The organism is Dyadobacter tibetensis Y620-1, assembly GCF_000566685.1.
Taxonomy (GTDB): Bacteria; Bacteroidota; Bacteroidia; order Cytophagales; family Spirosomataceae; genus Dyadobacter; species Dyadobacter tibetensis.
On the sequence record NZ_AZQN01000002.1, the window covers coordinates 548,355 to 571,328 of the forward strand.

At 42.0% G+C, this 22,974-nt stretch carries 16 protein-coding genes; 11 read left to right on the forward strand and 5 right to left on the reverse strand.

Annotated elements, in window-relative coordinates; translation table 11 throughout:
• Positions 1-54 precede the first annotated feature (54 nt).
• Positions 55-474 (reverse strand): nuclear transport factor 2 family protein, encoded by a 420-nt coding sequence (locus X939_RS0105935; RefSeq protein ID WP_025762349.1) that lies wholly within the window; start codon positions 472-474, stop codon positions 55-57.
• 422 nt (positions 475-896) lie between these two features.
• On the opposite strand from X939_RS0105935, the gene X939_RS0105940 reads away from it, so the two are divergent.
• The 5 genes from X939_RS0105940 to X939_RS0105965 all read left to right on the forward strand — a co-directional run bounded on the left by X939_RS0105940 (position 897) and on the right by X939_RS0105965 (position 6,478).
• Positions 897-2,090 (forward strand): sensor histidine kinase, encoded by a 1,194-nt coding sequence (locus X939_RS0105940; protein WP_025762350.1) that lies wholly within the window; start codon positions 897-899, stop codon positions 2,088-2,090.
• Positions 2,062-2,841 carry a LytR/AlgR family response regulator transcription factor gene (locus tag X939_RS0105945; protein WP_025762351.1) on the forward strand — a complete coding sequence of 260 codons (780 nt, stop codon included), beginning with the start codon at positions 2,062-2,064 and terminating at the stop codon, positions 2,839-2,841. Before X939_RS0105940 ends, X939_RS0105945 begins: the two co-directional genes overlap by 29 nt.
• 62 nt (positions 2,842-2,903) lie before the next feature.
• Positions 2,904-3,629 (forward strand): LytR/AlgR family response regulator transcription factor, encoded by a 726-nt coding sequence (locus X939_RS0105950; protein WP_025762352.1) that lies wholly within the window; start codon positions 2,904-2,906, stop codon positions 3,627-3,629.
• A 617-nt stretch (positions 3,630-4,246) separates the two neighbouring features.
• On the forward strand, positions 4,247-5,638 hold the full coding sequence (locus tag X939_RS0105960) for a right-handed parallel beta-helix repeat-containing protein (RefSeq protein ID WP_025762354.1): 1,392 nt from the start codon (positions 4,247-4,249) through the stop codon (positions 5,636-5,638).
• Positions 5,639-5,725: 87 nt separating this feature from the next.
• Positions 5,726-6,478, forward strand: a complete 753-nt coding sequence (locus X939_RS0105965) for a carboxypeptidase-like regulatory domain-containing protein (protein WP_025762355.1) — start codon at positions 5,726-5,728, stop codon at positions 6,476-6,478.
• A gap of 438 nt (positions 6,479-6,916) precedes the next feature.
• Here the strand turns inward: X939_RS0105965 and X939_RS0105970 are convergent, their stop codons facing one another.
• The 4 genes from X939_RS0105970 to X939_RS0105985 all read right to left on the reverse strand — a co-directional run bounded on the left by X939_RS0105970 (position 6,917) and on the right by X939_RS0105985 (position 11,588).
• Positions 6,917-7,798, reverse strand: a complete 882-nt coding sequence (locus X939_RS0105970) for a cytochrome c (protein WP_131694649.1) — start codon at positions 7,796-7,798, stop codon at positions 6,917-6,919.
• A 5-nt stretch (positions 7,799-7,803) separates the two neighbouring features.
• Entirely contained in the window at positions 7,804-8,421 is a 618-nt protein-coding gene (locus X939_RS0105975) for a YceI family protein (protein WP_025762357.1), read from the reverse strand.
• A gap of 216 nt (positions 8,422-8,637) precedes the next feature.
• On the reverse strand, positions 8,638-10,719 hold the full coding sequence (locus X939_RS0105980) for a glycoside hydrolase domain-containing protein (protein ID WP_025762358.1): 2,082 nt from the start codon (positions 10,717-10,719) through the stop codon (positions 8,638-8,640).
• Positions 10,720-11,144: 425 nt separating this feature from the next.
• Entirely contained in the window at positions 11,145-11,588 is a 444-nt protein-coding gene (locus X939_RS0105985; protein ID WP_025762359.1) for a hypothetical protein, read from the reverse strand.
• A 306-nt stretch (positions 11,589-11,894) separates the two neighbouring features.
• Here X939_RS0105985 and X939_RS0105990 point away from each other — a divergent pair, with 306 nt between their 5' ends.
• The 6 genes from X939_RS0105990 (at position 11,895) to X939_RS0106020 (ending at position 22,767) form a co-directional block, all read left to right on the forward strand.
• A complete protein-coding gene (locus tag X939_RS0105990; protein WP_025762360.1) occupies positions 11,895-12,488 on the forward strand; it encodes an RNA polymerase sigma factor in 594 nt (197 codons plus the stop codon).
• A 106-nt stretch (positions 12,489-12,594) separates the two neighbouring features.
• On the forward strand, positions 12,595-13,569 hold the full coding sequence (locus tag X939_RS0105995; RefSeq protein WP_025762361.1) for a FecR family protein: 975 nt from the start codon (positions 12,595-12,597) through the stop codon (positions 13,567-13,569).
• Positions 13,570-13,735: 166 nt separating this feature from the next.
• A complete protein-coding gene (locus X939_RS0106000) occupies positions 13,736-17,218 on the forward strand; it encodes a SusC/RagA family TonB-linked outer membrane protein (protein WP_044198692.1) in 3,483 nt (1,160 codons plus the stop codon).
• Between the two features lie 20 nt (positions 17,219-17,238).
• The gene (locus tag X939_RS0106005; RefSeq protein WP_025762363.1) at positions 17,239-18,717 is read left to right on the forward strand and encodes a RagB/SusD family nutrient uptake outer membrane protein; all 1,479 of its coding nucleotides are present in this window, start codon (positions 17,239-17,241) and stop codon (positions 18,715-18,717) included.
• A gap of 37 nt (positions 18,718-18,754) precedes the next feature.
• Positions 18,755-21,271: a zinc-dependent metalloprotease gene (locus X939_RS0106010; RefSeq protein WP_025762364.1), complete on the forward strand. Its 2,517-nt coding sequence runs from the start codon at positions 18,755-18,757 to the stop codon at positions 21,269-21,271.
• Positions 21,272-21,819: 548 nt separating this feature from the next.
• Positions 21,820-22,767, forward strand: coding sequence for a glycerophosphodiester phosphodiesterase family protein (locus tag X939_RS0106020; protein ID WP_025762365.1), 948 nt, complete (start codon positions 21,820-21,822; stop codon positions 22,765-22,767).
• The last annotated feature ends 207 nt before the right edge of the window (positions 22,768-22,974 follow it).

The following is a 22,974-nucleotide window of genomic DNA, read 5'->3' on the forward strand; positions in this document are numbered from 1 at the left end:
TTTATAAGGATAATTTGGTAGTTACCCCCAAATTTCTCGAGATCCCGTAAAACCTTAATCCATATTGGTTTCCATGATATCCCTCGTTAACCCCATAGCCTGTCCGATTAAGAATGTATCGGTATACTGGTTAAACTCTATAATTCTTCCATCACTAACCTTATATTCACAAGCAAAGTCCGCTTTCATGTATCGCCCGGTTTCCTTGAAGGTCCCTTCATAATATCCAATCACAAAAACACCATCCCCACTTTCGACATAGCGGGTAATGGTCGCTTTCCAGCTTGTCCATTCCCTGCTAAAACCACCAAAAATCTTTTGTATTACTACTTCCGAGCCTACGTACTGCCCCCCACCAGGAAAGCCCTTCATCTGGTTCCAACTTATATCTTCATGAAGAATTTGTCTAAGACCATCGAAATCTTTCAGTGCAAAGAGTCCATAAAGTTTCTTGACTGTTTCTATCTTATTCATTTATTGCTGTTTAAGTTGTATTTTGTGTTAATAAATCCGCCAGAAGTTATAGATATTTGACGAGATGAAGTAATCGAATGTATTACTGGTAGAAATCGTGATAAAAGGGAGATGTCGGAGGAGTACATCAAAAGGCAAAAAGTATTTATGTGGAAGCGATTTTGTTATAAAAAAGCAGGTAGCCCTTCTTTTTGTTAGCCAATAGCCAATATTCCGACCTTAAAAAAAGGCTATTAACACCACAATCCATTCATCCTGGATAAATATATACACCGTCTGAATAATTATTATATCAGGTACGAACTGGGATTCTTATTTTTGAAAATGCGCTTAAAAAGAACATTTTAACTCGAACTGATTTTTAGGAGAATTATTCATTAACTATTCCCGGCATCATCAATATTCATCTAAGTCTTAACCCTATGCGCTTGGTACAACGCTTACTCGAGCAGTCTCATATCCCCATTACGGTGCGACAATTCTGGATTTACTCACTGGGGTATTGGAGTATATTTGCCGTAATGACATTCGGACAGCTTACAGCCTTATGGATACTTCGGGAAGGAGAACCGATGCGTTATCATGAAACTTTTATTTGGTTATTAGATGGTATATTCTGGGTTCTGACCTCGCCATTTATTTTATATGCCTCCTTACGGCTTCCATTAGTTTTCAACCAATCGGCAAAAGACCTCCTGCTCCAGATATATTATCATTTTTTGATCCTGAGTTTTTTTAATATTCTCATCAATGTATTCCATTTCTTTATTACAAATCCGATCATGTTTCTATTTATAGGAAAATCCATTCCTATTGAAAAATACCTGCTATCGATCTGTATCAGCTATACCGCAAGTTTTGGTCAGTACATGCTACTGGTAGTAGGGTTCAGCCGGATATCGTACATGTACCGTTTTCAGGCGCTCAAGCAACAACATTTTGAGGTGGAGCTGGCAAACGAACAACTCCAAAGCCAGCTTGCCACCGCACAACTGGAAGCGCTAAAAATGCAGCTTAACCCCCATTTTTTATTCAATACGTTACATGCTGTAGTAAGCTTAATGATTCGTGCAGAAGTAAGTAAGGCTACTAGCATGATCGTTACCTTAAGCGATCTTTTAAGATCGGTACTAGCGAACCATAAACTGTCGTTTATCCGATTTTCAGAAGAAATTACGCTTACCAAGCAGTATCTTTTCATTCAACAAATTCGCTTTCAAGATCGCCTTCAGATCAGCTATGATATCCACCCCGAAACTGAACGTTGTGAGGTTCCGCAATTAATACTCCAACCATTAGTAGAAAATTCAATTACCCACGGCATATCCGACCTGACTACCAATGCCCTCATTCATATTTCCAGTTGTATTAAGGATGGTCAGCTCATCATTCAGATCATTGATAATGGTTCGGGACCCTGGACTAAAAAAACGTCAGAGGGAATGGGAATGGGCCTTAAGAATACAAGGCAAAGGCTCAAACAGACTTTTGGCAACGAAGCACAACTGACCATATCGCACCCTTCGGAGGGCGGCACGGTGGTTACAATACAAATTAAAGCCCAAACTAACGCTAATCCATTGGTGCATGAAAAAATGTCGATGTATTATAATTGATGATGAGGTGCTGGCAAGAGATGTAATCCGGAATTTGCTGATAGACGAGTCCTCCATGACGATTGTCGACGAGGCAAGTAACGGAACCGAGGCGGTGATGAAAATATTGCAACACCGCCCCGACCTTCTATTTCTGGATATACAGATGCCCGGTTTTGACGGATTTGAAGTCATCAAAGAAATATGGCCTCATCATCAACCCCATATAGTATTCACAACGGCCTATGATCAATATGCCCTTCGGGCGTTTGAAGTATGTGCCTCCGATTATCTACTGAAACCCTTCGACTATACCCGATTTTATCAGGCCCTTGATCGGATCAAAAAAAGGATCCTGGATCAGAATCACCTTCAAGTCAATGAACTTATCGGTAAACTTCTCCAGATGCATGCCTCAGAAAAGGAAGATATTTTTTTACAACGTCTCATTGCCAAAGAGAACAACAGGATGATTTTGATCAAGACTGAAGAGATTACCCACTTGTGCGCAGATGGCAACTACATCAGTCTATTCACTACAGGATCAAAAAAACATGTAATATTCGAGAGCCTGTCCAGTTTGGAGACAAAATTGAATCCTGTCAATTTTATGAGGGTCAGCCGATCCTGTATGGTAAATATCAATTTTATATTGGAGTTAGAATCCTATTTTAATGGAGAATACATCCTGCATCTATCCGGAGGGAAAACGGTGAAATGTACACGTGGTTATAGAGATAATATGAAAAGTTATCTCTCAAAACTCAAATAAAGACATTCTTATGCCTCGGTTTTATACCATCAGAAGCACTCTTTCTCCCCAAATAATACATTATGAAATTAAAAACAATTTTGGTTGACGATGAGCCCCATGCGCTCGCCATCTTAGCTACATATCTGGAAAATTTCGGTGAGATAGAAATTGTTGCCCATTGCCAAAATGCCATCCAGGCTTTTCAGATCTTACAAAGATCCAAAATTGATCTGATGTTTCTTGACATTCAAATGCCCGACCTCAAAGGAACCGACTTTTTAAGAAGCTTAAAGAACCCACCCAAAGTGATCTTTACAACAGCATATATTGACTATGCCGTAGAAGGTTTCGATCTTAACGCAATAGACTATCTACTGAAACCCATATCTTTCGATCGTTTCCTTAAAGCCATAGATAAAACCTACACCCTCTTTGAGATTCAAAATCGTCAGATATCGATAGGAACAAAAAGTACAGACAAACAACAAGAAGATATCTTTATATACTTAAAGGTGGATAGAAAAACGATAAAAGTCAACTTAAATGATATACTCTGGATTGAAAGTATTCGAGATTATGTTAAACTTATACTAATAGATAAAGTTCTGGTTTCCAAACAACGCATCAGTGTTATTGAAGAATTACTACCGGAGGACAAATTCATACGAATACATCGGTCCTTTATCGTTTCTCTGGCTAAAATTCAAGGCTATCATTCCTTTGGCGTGGATATAGCGGGCAAGGAACTTCCAATCGGTCGTAGCTACAAGGCAGACTTCCAAAGAAGATTCAGAATTATATATTAAGTTCTGTAAATCCTTACTCTATTACACACGGTTGATCTATGGCATTGCCCCTCTTCCCAAATGAGATTCCCTGGGCCGCTGCACTCATTTTTCTTTCGCCTAAGCGCTTTCTTATACTATAGTATTCTTAAAAATACACAAATATATTCCTTGGGCATCTTCAACGCCAAAGTTCTCCTCCCATCGGGTACCTATTACAAAATCTTCTAGGTCAACCTAACGGTCCTATTCGGTACGATTTCGACCATCTCCTAACCATTTCGCCATTCCATTATGCATTATTGACTTAAACGAGCTCATTGAATGTCGTTGGTCGATAAGGATGGAAGTAAGTCTATGCGGACAGATAGGCGGCATTTGGAGTCGGATATATAGCTTAAAATTGCAAAAAATCTCATCCCCATTTTGTAAAACTTCAATCTTTACTCGCTTATGTAAAATTAAAATCCACCCTATTGTCAAATCGACTCCGAGCCCTATCATGCAGCATTAGGAAGCTCGTAAAAAAATCATTTAGTTAAAACCAATTTATCTATAGCCATGTCAAATTTAAAGTTTTAATCTCCTTTTTATTTATTACCCTGCTTGTTTCGGCATGCAAGGACAAAACCAAAGAAGTGGTACCCGGGGCCGATCTGACTGCTCGTGCAGGGGCCGATCAGCAAGTAGTAGTAGGTGAAACCGTTACCCTCGACGGTAGTAGCTCAACGGATGGCCAGAATAAGCCATTTGAATTCAGTTGGTCTATCATTAAAAAACCCACTGGTAGCACAGTGACACTCAGCTCCGCCAATACAGCCAAAGCGACATTTGTACCCGACGAAGTAGGTGAATATCAGGCCGAGCTTACTATAAGCAACGCCGGGGGGAAGAGCACGGATAAGGTGATTATTACCGCAGCCGCCGCAGAACCCGAAACCATTGATTCGGATATTAAAGCCAAGACCTTACTGATCGACCGAATTACCAATCCTAACCTACCCGATTATGTGATCACTAAGAACATTAATGTAGACGCTGAGTTGACGATCAACCCCGGGGTAGTCATTGCCTTCTCCCGGGATACCAGACTCACCGTTAGTGACAAAGGAGCATTTATTGCTATGGGCGAAGCCGACAAACCAATTCGGTTTGAAGGTAGGGAGAAAACTACAGGATTTTGGGCAGGAGTCCAGGTGAATTCTTCCAATGGGGGTAACAAAATGGAATTCGTAGAGATAATGCATGCCGGTGCTCAACCTCTATTCGGAAGCACAAGAGCCGGCATGGCCCTGGCCGGAAACTTCAGTGCTCAAATGTCTATCAAAAATTGCACCTTTAGTTATAATAAGGGCTATGGTCTATATATTGGTGAGGGGGCGGCATTAGGTGAATTTTCTACGAATACATTTAAAAATAATGTTGAGGCTGGAATCAATATTAACGCAAAAAACGTGCATAACCTGGACGAAAATTCAGTATTTACCGGTGCTAACGGGCGCAATGTCGTAGAAATATATGCCTCAATTTTAGAGTTCGATCTCAATAATGAAATCACATGGCCGGTATTTAAGGATAAAACGCCATATAGAATATCTTCTTCCCTCTCTGTTCAGGCGGCTTGGAAAGTCCTGCCGGAAACCATCATTGAAATGGGAAGGGAGGCCTATCTTAGAATTGATAAGGGATTCATGAAAGCCGTTGGAACCAAAGACGCTAAAATAGTATTCCGAGGTGCAGAAACAATGAGAGGCTATTGGAGGGGAATTCTATTTAGTACCGCCAGTGCAAATAACATCATTGAATTCGCCGAGATACGGGATGGAGGTAGCCAGAACCTTGTTTCCGGAGTCAAAGCCAATATTGCAGTCCATGGATCTGCAGCTCAAATGTCCGTCAAAAATAATACGATTCAGAACAGTGGTGGTTATGGTATTTATGTATCCTACCATACCATCGTAAATAATGATTTGGAGACCGTCAATGTATTTAAGGATAACCTTTCCGGGGCAATTCTAAAACAATTATAGACCAAACTCCTGAACAATAGCATTTCATCCCCCGTCTGAAAGGTACAGCCGGGGGATTTATTCCTTAAAAAACACGCATATACAAAGATGAAAAGATTTCACATAATCACATTTTGCCTTATTTTATCGGCATTATTCCAGTCTTGCGACAGTAAGAACCCTGATCCCCATGTCGCGGAAGAAGGCTTTGCCACCGGAAAAGTGGTAGATACCCAAGGTAACCCCATGTCTGGAGTGGAAGTAGTCGTAGACAATACCATGATTTATAATTCCACACTTGTCGTATTTACCGATGCCAATGGCCAGTATAAAGTCAAACTGCCAAGGGTAGGAACATTCGTGACCTCAGCCAGTATCAAAAGAAAATTGAACGATAAAACTTATACCCTTGACCTGCACCCGGAACAAGATGAAGCCTTTAGCATCGATGGCGGCATCAGAAATTTCCAATGGAAGCTCTCTGGTCCCCGTGGAAGTGAATATCAAGGATATTATGGCTGTAGCGTTTCCATCAATAAGTTTATCTTGAGCGAAATATATGATGTAGAAAATATCGAATTTACTTTAGTGCCTATCGGCAAACTCATAGATGGAACTTCAGGGAAAACGCTCAAGCTCAAATCTGGTAAGCCTCATACCAATGAATACGGTTATTTGGTAGATATACCTCTTGGACGTTATCAGCTATCGGCCGTATATAAGAAAGACGGACGCTCCGTACCCTTAAGAATTGGCAAGCAGTTTGATGAAATTGAGGATTTCAAAACAGATTTTCAGCTCGACTTTGAACCTGAAAATATTTGGGGTAATAACTCTGCGATAATTCAGTATTCAGAATAGCAAAATTCGTCCATCATGTAAATATATAAAGTCAAAATACCCAGAAAGATATGTTTCTTATCAAATGCTTCTGCCTTATAAATAAAAATATATAACGAAAGAGCAGATATCTAAAAAAGAAAAGTTCTCTAAACCCATTAGAGAACTTTTCTTTTGCAACAGGTCTGAAAAGCTAGAAAGGAATAGGAAAGCTAACCGTAATCGTTCGGTTGGCTTTTCTGTTCTGATAATAACGGAATCTGCCTTTGTTTTCTACACCGCATTAATTGCCTTTTTTATATTTTAATATTATATGAGCCAGGTAGTATGCAGGTTCGAAAAATAAAAAACTTTTATTCCCCAACCGGAGAATAAAAGTCTAAAATATTATCTCACAATGCTTAACTCTGACGATCCATTATTCCGTCAAAATTGGTACTCTTTATTCATCACTGACTTTCATTTTATAGTGCGTAAGTATAGGTAAAGCGATACCAACTCTTTTAGATCATATTGAGCAGTCATCATCCAGGGCATTTCTTCATTCTTTAACTGGTGGCCTGTGGGCGTTTTACCCGTCCTTAAGGTAGATATAAATTGCTCCTGAGTCCATTTCCCTACAGCTCCTGAACTCGTTATATTCGGAACTTCAGGCATTCCAGGGGCAATGGGGTCGCCGCCTTTAAAATCGGCGCGATGACAACCACTACATGAAATGGCCAGATATTCGCCTAGGGCTGGTCCCGGAGCCGTATCAACCTCAAGACGCAGTGGTGCGACATGGTTAATTTTTTCGACCGACAATAAAGGCATTTTACCCAGGTAACCCATCATATTGGCAACGGGGCCAAGTTTGTTAGCTGGCAGTGGTCTGTCTACACGATCCACCTGACGGCAATAGGCAATTAGAGCAGACAGGTCGGCTTTAGAAAGCAGGGCTGTTTCATGAGAAGGCATGAGTATAAGTGCCTTTCCTGATCGACCCACTCCATGCCTCAATGCTCTCATCCAATCTTGGACCCCATAGTCTTGAGGAAGGCCTCCCTTGCCCCCTGTAAGATTGGAGGCTACGATCACCCCCAGTCCCGGATCGTCTATCATCAGTTTTCCACCCAAATCTGCTCCATGACAATCCTGACAACCTTTGATGACTGACAAGTGTTTGCCCCGTGCTATACTTAAGCTATCAGAAGGTATTGCGATTGTTTTCTCTTTAAATGCGTATATCTTTTCGGTCCGCTTTTTGATATCATTGGCAATAACCAGATAGGCTATTAAGAGTAAATTTAAAACGGTTATTACAACAGCAAAGCCACGGACAATTACTTTACGTTTCAGCATGGCTCCTATAATTTACCTCCTTCCAACTTTAAATGAATATCAATAACCTTTTCTATGATATTCTCTGCCGGCTGCGACTCATCGGTACCATATAGAATGCCCCATTTGGTGCGGTCTACTTTTACCAGCCCTTCCACCGTGAAGTCATCTCCTTTAAAGACTATTTTGGCAGGGAAGCTAATCTCATGCGTAATTCCCAGAATAGAGAGATCACCTTTCACCTCATAGTTCGCTCCTGAAACAACATCCTCTCCTGAGCCGGTATAGGGCGACAGTCCGCTGATCTTAAATTTCATTGTGGGATGTAAAGCCATATTGAAGAAATCGGGACTCTGAAGATGATGAATAAGTTCCTGTTTAAGATCTTCATTCGGCAAGTTAAAATTGACTAAGGATGACAAGGGTAAAGTGAAGGTTCCACCGGTAATGACCTGGTCAGAAACGGTTAGACTTTCACTTCTTACACCAATCGACCCTTCGTTAAAATAACCTGTTCTTAAATAGCCCTTCCATTCCGCTACGGATTCCTGCTCTCGGAGTTGATAGGTTTTTACAGGTTCATGGTCCGTGCAATTCCACAATATTGTAGAAGCGAAAATCAAGGGAATTAATTCTTTTTTCATGACGATTAAGTAAGCGTTATAGATGCAATAATTTTTTGCAAAGATACGCCTCCTCATTCCTCCATAAGATCGCCCTTCCCCTACTGTCGATTAAGGGCAGCGATCATCGACCAACCACCGTTTATTGCCCTGAAAAGCATCCAGGCTTATCGGAATTGCATCCGACGAGAAAATGGTACAATAAGCCCAAAAATAACTCTGCCTAGCCGGCGAAACTTAACGTTCCTGTCCACCAATCCATATATTTTCCGACCCGTACTCACTAGGTTTGTTACTAGATTCTATGATTAACTTACCTCCCTGAGCCAACTCTTTATGGGTGAGCCATAAGCGCCTGAGGTCTTTACCATTCAGCAAAACGCGAGATATAAACCGATTTTGATTCGAGAAATTTTTGACCTGGATCTGAAGTGCTCCTTGAGGTAGCTTAATGGTAATTTCTTTAAATAATGGAACATTTAAATAGTAGACAGGCTCCCCTACTAAAGGTTGCTGTATTCCCAAAGCAGTTAATACAAACCATCCTGACATAGCACCCGCATCATCGTCCATGGTGCGCACAAACGCCTTTGGCTCATTCTTGTATATCCGGTCGATATGTGCGCCTATCCCGCGGCTATTATCATTAAAATAGTATTGTACGACCGTGTCTACTGCAAGTTGATGGACCAGTTGCTGATATTTCCATGGTTTTTCACTGGCGTAATAAAGCGTTGGCGATTGTAAATCAGGCTCATTAGCCCGGTTAAAATAGTACTCATCAAAAAATTCATCCAGCTGGCTTGTAAATTCCTTTTTACCTCCGGCAAGCTCAATCAATCCAGAGACATCGAAAGGTACGGCCCACCGATATTGTCGAATGGTCCCCTGGTACATTTTACGAGCAGACATGCGATCTACATCCGACCTATTTAAGTCCTTAAACTCCTTCAACCAAACTGGCTTATAAGTGGTGGATCGGAGCTTAAAATGATTGGACAAATCCTTTTCTCCAAATTTAGAAAATAGATTCGCCATCGTCCACATATCAAATGAAGCCTCCAAATACTTGTCTGGTTTAGAGAAATCGAAACGGGACGTATCAGCTACCAGAGAATCTCGGATTCCGGCAAAGTCCAACGCATAGCCTTTGTTTACGGCATCAAGAAGGACCACTCCTGCATGCTCAGTACGCACCGAATTGGCTGGTTCGTGAGGACCGGCAAAATCATATTTTCCATACCGATACAAGTTTGCCACCGAATGGGTGATGTCCTGGTATAAGGATGGGTAGAGCAGAGATAGTAAGGGTAATTGCGTCTTATAATTATCCCAGATGGCCCATCCATGATAACGAGCGCCTTCGGACTGATGTATTTTCCCATCCGTTCCCCGAAAACGACCATCCGCTTCTGAAATCCGAAAAGGCGACTGTAATGTACGATAGACAAGTGAATAAAATAGTTGCTTCCTATCTTCAGGCCCTTTCACCTGAACTGTTCCTAAGTACTGATCCCACTCCGCTTTGCTTTTATTGAAAACCTCTGCATAACTAGTTCCTTTCCATTTCTTCAGTTTCTGTAGTGCCGATTCCTCGTCCACTGCCGAAAAAGCAATACGCACCTGATGAGTCTTAGTTTTAGCAGGAAGCTTGGCAACCATCACATGCTCATCCTGAGCGGACCATTGGGCTGCCTCACCCATATCTATGGCAAAATATATAGTGTAAGTACCGGCATGGCAGGTAGTATTAGCCCGGATCAGGCCCGATAAAACACCAGCCTCTATCCGGTGCTCTTCCTCTACAAAAGCATTATTAAAAGTATGAGAAAGATCCAACCGATAACCCTTCGATCCCACAGGGAACTCGTATTCCGACAGCCCATAATCTTGAAAAACTGTGGCCTTCATCGAAATCCCGTTGGTAAAAGCTATTCCGTAAGCCCCCGGCCTACCCTGATCGGACTGCTTATGAAGGGCTTGCCCATTATCTGAATCACCTAAGAATGGCGTAAGTAATAACACTCCTCCACTTCCCTGGCATCCCACCCCTTCAAACCGATTATGGGTAAAACCCCATACCTGACTGGCTAGACGTTCGTATCCAGTATGTGTTGACGGACTCGTTTTGGCAACTATACTTAGCTGACTAAATGGAGAAGATGCTGCAGGTGAAAGCTGTCCATGATCACCGGATGAACCCAGAAATACATTAACCTGATCACTTTGTGCAAACAAGCCTTGCGACCAAATCGGTCCGAGCCACAAAATAGTGGCAAATAAAAAAAGAATTGATTTTCTGTTGTAGTAAAATGACATTCTAAACGAATTGAGAGCGTAAATTGATAGTTTCTGGGCGTGTTAACAAAACTATGAATTTATTCCGTCTTCTAATTCGTTCAGAACATTCATAATTTTTAATTTAACCTAAGCTTCCTTGCCAGCAAATTCCTAGCCGCTCGCTTCGAAGTAATCAGACCGCTATTCCTTAATTAGGCCCAATACCCCAAATATGCATAAATAAAATTACCCCCTAAAACGATACTACCTAACCAGTTAATCTTTAGGTCTAATTAAAAATCAAGAAAAACGCAATTCATTTGACCTTATCACGACCGATTTGGTATGATGGATATTATAACCAATGCACAGTATCTATCGGCTCGAAAATCGTTTTCGGGAATAGTTTGACTGCCCAAAGCCGACTGCCGATTGCGATACGAAACAAGTCGTGGTAAAATCCATTAGTTACCCTGAAATCTTAGCCAAACCAAGTTATCCAGTATTAGGTTGAAGGACCAAATAAATTGAGCTCCATTAAACTGGGTCGAAAAATTAATATAGACTACTTTTGGCGACACGGTGGCTTTAGAGAAAACGCTGTCACTGGGCCAGCTAGCATCGTTGAAACTTGTTGCATACCACGTGGTAGGTACTTCCCTGTGCAGTGCAAATGCGTCGGCTGTAGCTGGGCTGGCACTGCAGCTAGATGATAGACGGGAGTTACCCGATTCCACTACACAGTTTACATTCACTAAGGGAGCTATATAAAAAGTTTGAGCCTTCCAGTTGGATCCAGTAGTGGTACCATCACTAAAGCTTGCAATAAAACCACCATCTCCAGGATGGAGCGCATTGCCCATATTCTCCTCCGCGCCTATGCCCAGGTTTACTTCCCAATCCACCACTTTTATGGCATACTGAATGGGACGCTTGGTCTTAAACTTTACAAAACTGGGTGTCCATGCAACCAGATATGAGTGAGACCGAATAAATTATTTAAGATCAGAAATTGTGAAAAATACAATCGCCTAAAAACAAGAACAAAATAACCATATGATATTATACAAAACAATCATTTTTCATCATTATTGGTATACAAAAAATGATTTTGCCAAATACTATAAAGATTACAATCAAAAATGCAGAATATTCAATATGTTGTCTTTAAATTTAGCTACTCAACCTACACGCTTACAACTTAGAAGGCAACCATGATTTTATTTGATGAAAAAAAATTGCTGGAGCAAATTGCCATTGGAAACGAAAAATCATTTTCCACCATCTATGACTTTTACTATCCCGAGATTCGAAAATATGTCCTAAAATTTATCAAGTCAGACGAGTATACCGAAGATATATGTCAAGAAATTTTCTTGAAAATTTGGGATATTCGTGTTAATCTGGTTTCGGTCTATTCCTTTAGGGCTTATCTATTCGTATTGGCTAGAAATATTACTTTTAACTTTCTCAAACATGCGGCCAAAGAAAAAACGGTTCAAGAAGAAATAATGAGAAGTTCATTCGCACTGTTAAATACCTCAGAAGAAGAATATCAAACGATCGAATATCTGGAGTATATAGACAACGTCCTTGCCCGGATTCCTCCCCGTAGTAGAGAAATTTTTAAGCTTTGTCGTGTAGATGGCCACTCTTATAAGGCCACTGCTCAACAATTAGGCATTTCTGACAACGCCGTAAAAAAACACATGATCAGAACTATGAAACTCCTGAGGCATTCCGTCCTTAAGGAATTTGGCCTCTCCATAACATGGATCGGAATCACCATAGAATTATCCGCCATTTAATGTATTTTACTTATTTTGTATTGTAAAATTCATTAAAGATGAATTATTACATGCAAGAGGTACCCTATGCCAAATCTAAATTGTCTTCTCTTCAAACTCCCAACAAATGAGTGAATCGGAAATCAATGCTGAACTTGTCAAAAAGTATTTCACCGACAAATCCTCAGCCGACGAGATAAAAGTCTTCTTTTATCTCTTTAATGAAGGCAAACTTGACGTGGAATTACGGAAGTATATGGATTCGGAAATGAAAATTGGGCTTATGGGTATTGCAGCCAAGGAAAACAAAATGGTCCAGAAGAAATATGTGATGGATTGGCGGATAGCTGCATCGGTTCTACTGATTCTTGGAGCTGGTCTTTTTAGCTACCTGAATCCTGCCTTATTGCTCTGGCAAATTCCAAAAGCAGACTTTTCGTATATCAGTACCGGACGATCCGAAATTAAAAAAATCAAACTGCCCGATGGATCCATCGTTTGGCTCAATGCATCCAGCAAGATCAAGTACCCTGTACACTTTAAAGAAGAAAGGCGAGAGTTGTTTCTTGAAGAAGGGGAAGCCTACTTTGAAATTGAACGAGACGAAAAAAAACCATTGGCCGTCTTTGCGGCTGGAACAGAAACCATCGTCCTTGGTACGAAGTTTAATATCCGGTCTTATAGTTTTCTTCCTTCCGTCCAAGTAACAGTTAGCCAGGGTAGCGTTTCTGTTTCTGCAAAATCTACTAAGGAGCAACATCCCGTTCTATTATTACCCAATCAGCGGGCGAGTTTTAATAGATCAAATAGGCTCACTTTTCAAGATTCTATCAACTCAGAAAATACCATCGGGTGGAAGCAAGGCAGAATTATTTTTGATAATGAATCTCTAAAAGATGTGATGGCCGAGTTGGAACAAAAATACAATACACCTATTGAATTCGAAAAAAGCAGCCTTCAAAAGATTCGGCTAACGGCAGAATTTGACTTAAAGGACTCATTGCCCAATATCCTTAAGGCTTTAAGCTTAGCTAATAACTTAGTGTATGAACTTGAAAATGGAAAGGTGGTATTAAAATCAGTCCGAAAACTTAATCCTTAAACTTATGAAATAGATTCTATCAATTATAAGCATGAAAAACGGCAGGCTAAGAGCCCGCCGCCTTATTTCGGATAAAACTACTCAGCTCGCAACGCCAATCACCTGCTGGGTAGCTATCTAGTGCTTGCGTATGTTTTCACATTAACAACAAAACATGGTCAAATTTATGAAAAATTATCTCTATCGTGCACGGCTCAGTACTTTAGTTTTCAGAATGATGAAATATTCTTTATTCCTTGTATTTCTTGATACTCTGGCAACCCCACTGCTATTGGCGTCCCCATCCCAAGGTCAAGCCTTAAAAGATACCCGAATTAACCTCAGCATTCAAAACGGCAGCCTGAAAGAAGCTTTAACTCAAATCAAGCAAAAAACAAAATTTAGACTAATCTATAATGAAAGCCTCATTTCGACCTATAAAGTAAATATTTCCGTAAAAAATGAACGACTAGATCTACTATTAACAGAACTACTAAAAAACACAAAACTCGATTTCAAAGAACAGGATGGCCAAGTGATTTTGTTCGAGAAACCAACTCCTACTGAAGAAAAAAAACGCCCTACCACCCCCGCGTTAGTTATCCCAGGCATCCATCTTACAACCAATATGGATAGACAAATAACGGGTACCGTTATCGACAAACAAAATGAGGAGGTGCTTCCAGGGGTTTCGGTGCTGGTCAAGGGAACCAACATCGGGGCAATCACCGACGGCGAGGGGCATTATGTACTTCGGGTACCCGATAGCAGCCCTGTAGTTTTGGTTTTTTCTTTTATTGGCTATAAAAAGCATGAAATAGAGCTAGGAAATTCCAAGATAGTCGACGTAGCACTCGACACAGAACTGAACCAGCTTAGTGAATTGGTCGTAACCGGCTATACCACACAAAACCGTGCTGAATTTACGGGTTCAACTTCTCATATCAGCGGCGATGCCATCGCCAGTCGTCCTGTCACCAGCTTTGACCAGGCCCTTGCAGGTCAGGCTACCGGTGTTAGCATCGTTTCGGGTGGGGGCGCTTTAAACGAAGCACCTGTTTTTAGGATTAGAGGCTACAACTCCATACAGCTCAGTTCTTACCCTTTGATTATCATAGATGGAATCACCTCATTCACAGGTGACGTAGGCAATTCAGCGGAGAACAATCCCTTATCAGACTTGAACCCGAATGATATTGAATCGATGGAAATTTTAAAAGATGCTTCCGCAACAGCCATCTATGGATCCCGGGCAGCCAATGGGGTGGTCGTTATTACAACCAAAAGGGGTAAAAAAGGAAAAGCCAAAGTAAACTATGACGGATGGGTAGGACTGAACACCAAGCCCATACTCCCAAAACTTTTAGGGGCGGAAGATTACGTAATGATCAAAAATGAAGCCAGGATTAATGCAGGACTAGCGCCAGCTTTCAACCTGCAAGAAACGCCAGACGGTGGCTTTGTTGACACCAAATGGTACGACTATATCTACAAAACGGGGACCTCGCACAATCATAATCTGAATATTTCGGGAGCTACGGAAGCAACCTCCTATTTCGCATCCATGGGATACAGCAATCAGCAGGGCTTTATGATCAAAAACACCTTTGAAAGAACCAATGTACGGCTAAATTTGGATCATAAAGTAACCAAAAAATTGGCCTTCGGCACCAATATGACGTACAGCAATTCTGAAAATGCCAATTTAACAAGTGGAACCGGAGCCGCCTTTTCGCTCAATAATCTAGCCAGGATGGGGATGGTTTTGCCGCCCAACCTAAGTCCCTTCAATGAGGATGGAACCTATAATATTGTAGGAAATTCTATCGGGTATGGAGCCAATTCCATTCTTACAGGTTACTATAATATGCTGCCCCTGATTGAACATGACAGATTCACTTCGGAAAGCAATTCCTTTATGGGTTCAGCTTATGGTGAGCTCGAGATTCTCAAAGGATTGAAGCTTAGAACCAATTATAGCGTCAATATCCTGAACACCGAGAACAAGTCCTTTAACAATCCGTTTCAGGCAGGTGGATTTGCAACAAATGGATCGGCCAATAACGCCATGAATAAAAACAAAAGGACGGGCTGGACCAATACATTGAATTATACCACCACCATTGCGGCGGACCATAGTCTTTCCATTCTGGCAGGTACCGAGATTATTCATACCAGCTCAGCCGGCTGGGGAGTGACCAGACAAAACCTAAATGATCGGTTTTTCGATACATTTGAAGGCGGCTGGTCCACTTTGCGAAGTTCGACGGGGAGCTTTGTAGAAGACGCTTTTCAATCCTATTTTTCGAGCATCAATTATGACTTCCAGAAGAAATACTTGCTGAGTACTAGTTTTCGCAGGGATGGCTTCTCAGGACTCGCTACAGGGCATAAGTTTGGAAATTTTGGTGGCGCCTCTTTAGGCTGGAATATTTCAGAAGAAGATTTTTTCAAGGACTCCCCCTTGTCCTCATTCATCACCGGGCTTAAACTTCGAGGAAGTTATGGACAAGTAGGCAATGTCAATATCGGCGAATACTCTTCGCTTTCCCTTTATCAGTCGGCTACCTACGGAGGACTTGCTACTACCCTCAGCCCCTCCCAAACAGGGAATACGGACCTGAGATGGGAAACGAGCAAAAAAACGGATTATGGAATTAATTTTTCCTTGCTCAACAATCGGATTACCATCGATGCAGACTATTATAAAAACAATATTGATGGAATGATACTGGATGCGGTGCAGGCACCCTCCAAGGGAATACCCGGAAATACGATCACCTATAACGTGGGTTCTATGTACAATTCGGGATTTGAATTTGACCTAAATGCCAAATTAATCAATGATAAGGATTTCAGATGGTCGGTCAATTTCAATATAAGTACCCTAAAAAATGAAGTTACAGAGCTAGCCAATAATAATACAGACATCTGGCAGAGTGGCCTTGAAACCTCCAATATCACCAGAGTCGGCCACTCCATAGGAGCCATTTATGTGGTTAAAACTACCGGTGTAAATCCAGCGAATGGGCTCAGAAAATACCTGAACCGATATGGTGATGAGGTACAATACAATCCGGTCGGTGCATCATGGACTTATCTCGATGACGGACCAGCCCCTGCCTTGGACGCTTTCGGAGACGGTTATATAGCAGGCAACTCCATACCTACCTATTATGGCGGTTTTAACAACACCATTTCCTACAAAAACTTTGATATGGCTGCCAATTTCGTGTTCTCCGGGGGCAATAAAATGTACAATGGAACGAGAGCAACCTTGCTGGATAATCGCTTTTTCAATAATCAGACTGATATCCTAAGGCGTTGGACTACCCCCGGACAAATCACGGACATTCCAAAGTTGCATTATAACGATCAATATGCAAGCGGATCCGTATTGATGCATTCAGACAATGTAGAGGATGGAGGGTATATTAAATTAAAGAATATCTCTCTTGGCTATAGGGTTCCTATGAAAATCCTTCACAAGGTTGGTATCTCATCCATGCGTGTTTATACCTCTGCTACCAACTTTTTGATTCACACCAGATACACAGGGTCTGATCCAGAAATTTCTGCCAACGGAAATTCAAATACCCAGGCTGGAAGAGACAAGAACGCTGTACCTGCTGGCAAGTCCTTTACATTAGGACTCAATATTGGTTTTTAATGATTAAATCAGACAACGACATGAAAATCACAAATCCATACCTTCGCAAATCAGGCAGTATCATCTCCATAACCATGATTCTTATCGCCAGTATTTCCTGCGACAAAGACCTCTTGGAAACGGTACCAACAACCAGTATTTCAAGTTCAAATGCATTCGACACCCCGGAGAGGATCGACGCACAAGTGAACGCTTTGTATTTATCTGTTAAGAATTCTCAGTTTTACGGTGGTAGATATACCATCTATCAGGAATTACGGGGAGACGAATTTATATTGAACAAGCCCAATGTTCAAACCGGTCAACTAACTTGGAGCCACACGGTAAATTCCAGCACAAGTGAAGTTCAAAACTTATGGGGCAATGCCTATGCCTCCATTAATCTTATTCATATTTTCATGGAAGGCCTCGAAAAGAATAAAAGTAAAGTAAACAGTGAATTATATACCCATTTTATGGCCGAGGGGAAGTTCTTGCGTGCATTGAGCTACTTTGCTCTCATCCAACAATATGCACGCCCTTATATTGAAGACAAGGGCGCTAGCATGGGTCTGCCTTTGCGACTCATAGCCGAGCAGTCGGTACAAAATAATGCCATGGCAAGGGTGAGCGTAGGTGAAATTTACAATCAGATCATTCAGGATTTGAACGATTCGGAAACAGGCTTACCCTCGAATTATCCCAATGCAGCCATGAATACGACCCGTGCGCATAGGAACACGGCGATAGCATTGAAAACCAGGGTTTATTTAACTCAGGGAGAATATACGAAGGTCATGGCTGAAGCAGCAAAAATAGTCTCTCTCACAGCGCCTTATCAGGCCACTACGGGTGTAGGCCATAGGCTGGAAGCAACGATCACCAATGTATTCCAAGGGACCTACACCGGAAATGAGGCCATATTTTCATTGCCGATGAGCAGTCTAGACGCGCCAGGAGGTCAGAATGCTCTTGCATACTATTTCACATTTAACCCCGGCAACGCCGAGTACTTTTTAAATAGCAACGGTACAGTTTCCGACCCTGTTTTTAGCAGTACCTCTACCGATCAGCGTAAGAACCTGGTAGTGATGCAACAGGGCTTACCCTGGCTCTATAAGTTTAAAGTTGCATCTACCTATTCCGATTATATTCCGGTAATCAGATACGCCGAAATCCTGCTAAATTATGCAGAAGCAGCCGCCCAGGCTGGGAATCTCGATCTGGCAACGAACCTACTAAATGCTATCAGAAGAAGGTCAGACGCCACCTTCAGCTTTCCCGTAGAAAAAATAGGCTCCCAAGCTTCATTGATCACAACCATTTTAGAAGAACGCAAAATTGAACTACTCGGAGAAGGATTTCGGGTTCCCGATCTTCAGCGAAGGCTTCAGCCCTTACCGGCAAAAGCCGGACCAGCGGCATCGGCACCCGAAGTATCTCCCTCCGAAAGCAAGTACATCTGGCCTATTTCAGCAGCCGAGTTATCTACCAATGAGCTAATGAAACCTAACCCATAATACGTCAAAAAATCACTAATTACCAATCAGTTATAATATGAAATATTACATTTTAGTCGTAGTAGGACTATGCCTTGCCAGCACAGGTTCTTTTGCTCAAGGCCGACCGGCCGTTGGCCTGGCAACAGGATCTCAAAAACCGGCAACTTCAATTTCCACAGTCACCCAGGGATATAAAAAAGCGGAAGGATTTTTCCCCTTTTACTTTGATGAAAACACGAGTAAGGTGCTTCTGGAAGTGGACAAACTGGATCAGGAATTTTTGTTCTTCAATTCACTTTCGACTGGTGTAGGTAGTGGGGGGCCGGAGCGGGGGCAGGGCTCCTCGGGTATTATGAAGTTTATAAAAGTTGGTCCTAAAGTGTTTCTAATACAGCCTAATTATAATTACCGAGCCATTACAGATAGCAAGGATGAAGCCTACGCCGTCGAAAATAACTTTGCCAGTTCCATCATTTTTGGCTTCGTCCCGATGGCTATTGAAGGTGACAGAATTTTGATAGACCTTACCCCCTTTATCGTTCGGGATAGCCAAAAAATTGGAGACCGAATGGCCAGTAGGCGCGGTAGCGGAGCCTCGGGAGGAGGAGCCTATCGTCTAGACGAATCTCGTTCGACTGTATACATGGAGAATACTAAAAATTTCCCCAAAAACACCGAATTCGAATCCTTATTAACCTTCACTGGCTCCGGTGGTTCCCAGGCCACATCGGGTCGCCGGGGTGCAGCAGGGATCGCCCCCGACCCTACGGCCATTACAATTCGCATGCATCAGTCTTTCGTTGAGCTCCCGGACTCCGGCTACAAACCCCGCAAATTCGACCCTCGCTCCGGAATGAATATGCATAGCTACATGGACTTCTCGGCTCCCATGTCTGAACCAATTTTAAAACGTTTCAGTCGTAGACATAGGCTGATCAAAAAGGATCCAAAAGCCAAATTGAGTGAAGCCATCGAACCTATTGTTTATTATATAGATCGGGGAGCACCTGCACCTATCAAGAAGGCCCTTATTGAAGGTGGAGCCTGGTGGAATCAAGCATTTGAAGCCGCTGGATACAAAAACGCCTTCCAGGTCATGGAACTCCCTGAAGGTGCCGATCCGATGGATATCCGATATAACATCGTCAACTGGATCAATCGAACAGGAAGTCCTCGAGGCTTTTCTTCTGGGGCCTCCTACACCGATCCCCGGACTGGAGAAATTATAAAAGGAGTCATCACCTTGGGTTCTGACCGTCATCGTCAGGATTATTTGATAATGGAAGGCATTTTACAGCCCTATGAAGACGGGAAGCCCGTGTCAAAACAAATGGAAGAAGTTGCCCTGGCACGAATCAGGCAGTTATCAGCCCATGAGATTGGTCATACCCTAGGTTATTTCCATAATTTTGCGGCCAGTATTAAAGGTAGGGCCTCCGTGATGGACTACCCTTTCCCAAAATTCACCATGAAGCCCGATGGTACCTTTGACGTTTCGGATTCTTATGCCAAGGGCATTGGTAGTTGGGACAAAAGGTCGGTTATCTGGGGTTATTCGGAATTCCCAGCTGGCGCCAACGAAGATGAAGAGCTTGACAAAATAATTCAGGAAACACTTCAGCAAGGATTCCAATTTATTCCAGATATTGGAGGCCATACCCACCCCAGGTCGCACCAATGGGATGATGGTGAAAACGCCATAGTGGAGCTGGACCGTATCATGGCAGCAAGAAGGGTGTTACTCGATAGATTTTCAGAAAAGGCAATCGTAGAGGGAGCACCTATGGCCACTTTGGAAGAGGTACTAGTACCGATTTATCTTTTACATCGCTACCAGATTGAAGCCGTTTCTAAAACCGTTGGAGGATTGTTTTTCACCCATGCCCTGAAAAACGATGGACAAACGGCTACCAAAATGGTAGAGCCCTCCGAACAATGGAAAGCATTGGATGCGCTGCTTGCCACCATTACTCCAGATGCCTTAAGCATTCCAGAACAACTGATCCAAAAAATTCCGCCTCGGCCATCAGGATATTCCGGCGTTGGAGAAACCTTCGATCGACGTACTGGTCCTACCTTCGACCCTTTGGCGGCAGCCGAAACTGCAGCGGGTACTACCCTCGCCTATCTGATGAACTCGGAAAGAGTTGCTCGTTTAATTGAATATAATGCACGGGATAGCAAACAACCTGGCTTTATGGCCGTGGCCGACAAATTAATCGAAAGTACCTGGAAAAAACCCTTAGAAAACGGGTACCGTGGAGAATTACAAATTTTAGTAAACAACCTTACTCTCAAAGCGTTTTTGGGCCTTGCCGCTGACACAGAAGCATCGGAAAGTGTAAGAGGGGAAGCCTTGCTAAAAATAGAGGGTATGCAGAAATGGATGACCGATATTGTGGAGCAAGCCCCACTCAAGCAGAAAGCCAATTTGTTGTTTGGGCTGTCTCAGATTGGTGAATTCAAAGGCAACCCTGACAAATTTAAACCCGCTGCCATATTATCCATGCCCGCAGGTGCGCCGATCATGGGTGGAATGGACTTTTTGGATTGCGACCTGATGGAATTCTAATATTCTCCTGCACTTTCCCATGAATCACGATCAACATTTATTGCTGATCGTGATTCATTCTGACGAATTGAAAAATCAAATTATCAACCTTCCCCAAGAGCAAACCTTTTAAATCTTTGTTTGCACCCATCTAAAATAGTGGTATCAAACGCTTGTAAAAAAAATTCCACCCAAGTTTGAATAGCAATACACAGGCTTCATTCTATCGCTATCATTCGGGCACTATCTATCAGGCTAGTACCTAACATGATTTTGCTAAACAGATATAGGTAAACAGAAAGGAGGAAAATTAAAAATCTCCCATCACTTTATAACTCGTAAATCTATAGATTTTACAGGATATCTTCACTGGAAACCATTATTGTTAAATTTAATTTTATCTTAAATAGCCCCCATTCCTCTTACAATTTGGATAATATAGAAGGCATCATTCTTCATTTAAACCGGCAGAATGGTAGCCTAATAAAAGTCTGATTTTAGAATTCCAATGGATTAAACTAAGTTGCAGAAACATAGATTAATCTAGAAGCAATTTGACTCATAACAAAATGAAAAATTACCAGACCTACAAACTCATCTTGATCATTCTATTCAGCGGACTTAGCTCATTTTCTACATACGGTCAAAAAATACGACATAACATAAATATAACAAAGGCATCAGATCTCCATAAATTTTTCCAGTATACCGGTAAAGACAGAACCATTATTGCTGGACATAGGGGTGGCATGGTTTCGGGATTTCCAGAAAATTCCATCGCTACCTTTGAAAATACCCTAAAACATACCCCCGCCTTTTTCGAAATAGATCCGCGTCTGACCAAAGATAGTGTTATAGTGCTGATGCATGATGCCACCCTGGATAGAACCACTACTGGCAAGGGCCAACTCGCTGACTATACATTCGAAGAGCTCAAAGACATCCGTTTAAAAGACGCAGAAGGACATGTAACAGATTTCCCTATTCCCACTCTGGCAGAGGTAATAGAATGGGCCAGAGGGAAAACGATACTGAATCTTGATCATAAAGATGTTCCCTTAGATATGACGGCAAAACTTATCCGAGAACATAAGGCCGATGCATTTGTGATGGTAACCGTCCATAGTCCTGAAGAGGCGCAACATTATCTAAAGGATAACAAAGACCGTATGTTTTCTGCCTTCATAAAAACCAAGGAAGCGTTTAAAGAATATGAAAATGCCCAGATCCCTTTCACACAGATGATCGCTTATATTGGCCCTTTGGTGAAGCCGGAAAATAAGGAACTGTATGCTCTTCTCAATAAAAAAGGCACTATGTGTATGATCTCCGCAGCCTCCTCTTATGACAAATTAAAAAGCAAAGAAGAAAGAAAGGTCGCATATAGACAAATCGTGGAGGACGGCGCTAGCATCCTGGAATCGGATTATCCTATAGAGGCCGCCGAAGCCATTCATGATATGCTGAATATTGAAAGTCCAAAGCGTAAGTTTTTCGGTAAAGCTTCGGGCAGATAGTGACTAATACAAGCTCATTCTCTCTACTGTAACTAGACGACAGAAAAAACAGCCTTCAACTAACAACCTAAGAAGCTGGCATGAAATAATATTTTATTATCAGGAACTATCAACCTGGATATGGGCCATAGTCCCGACGGAAGTATTACTCATGGTCGAGCCGATTAAGGGCGACCAAAATAAGATAAGTCTGAGAGAAATCCGATT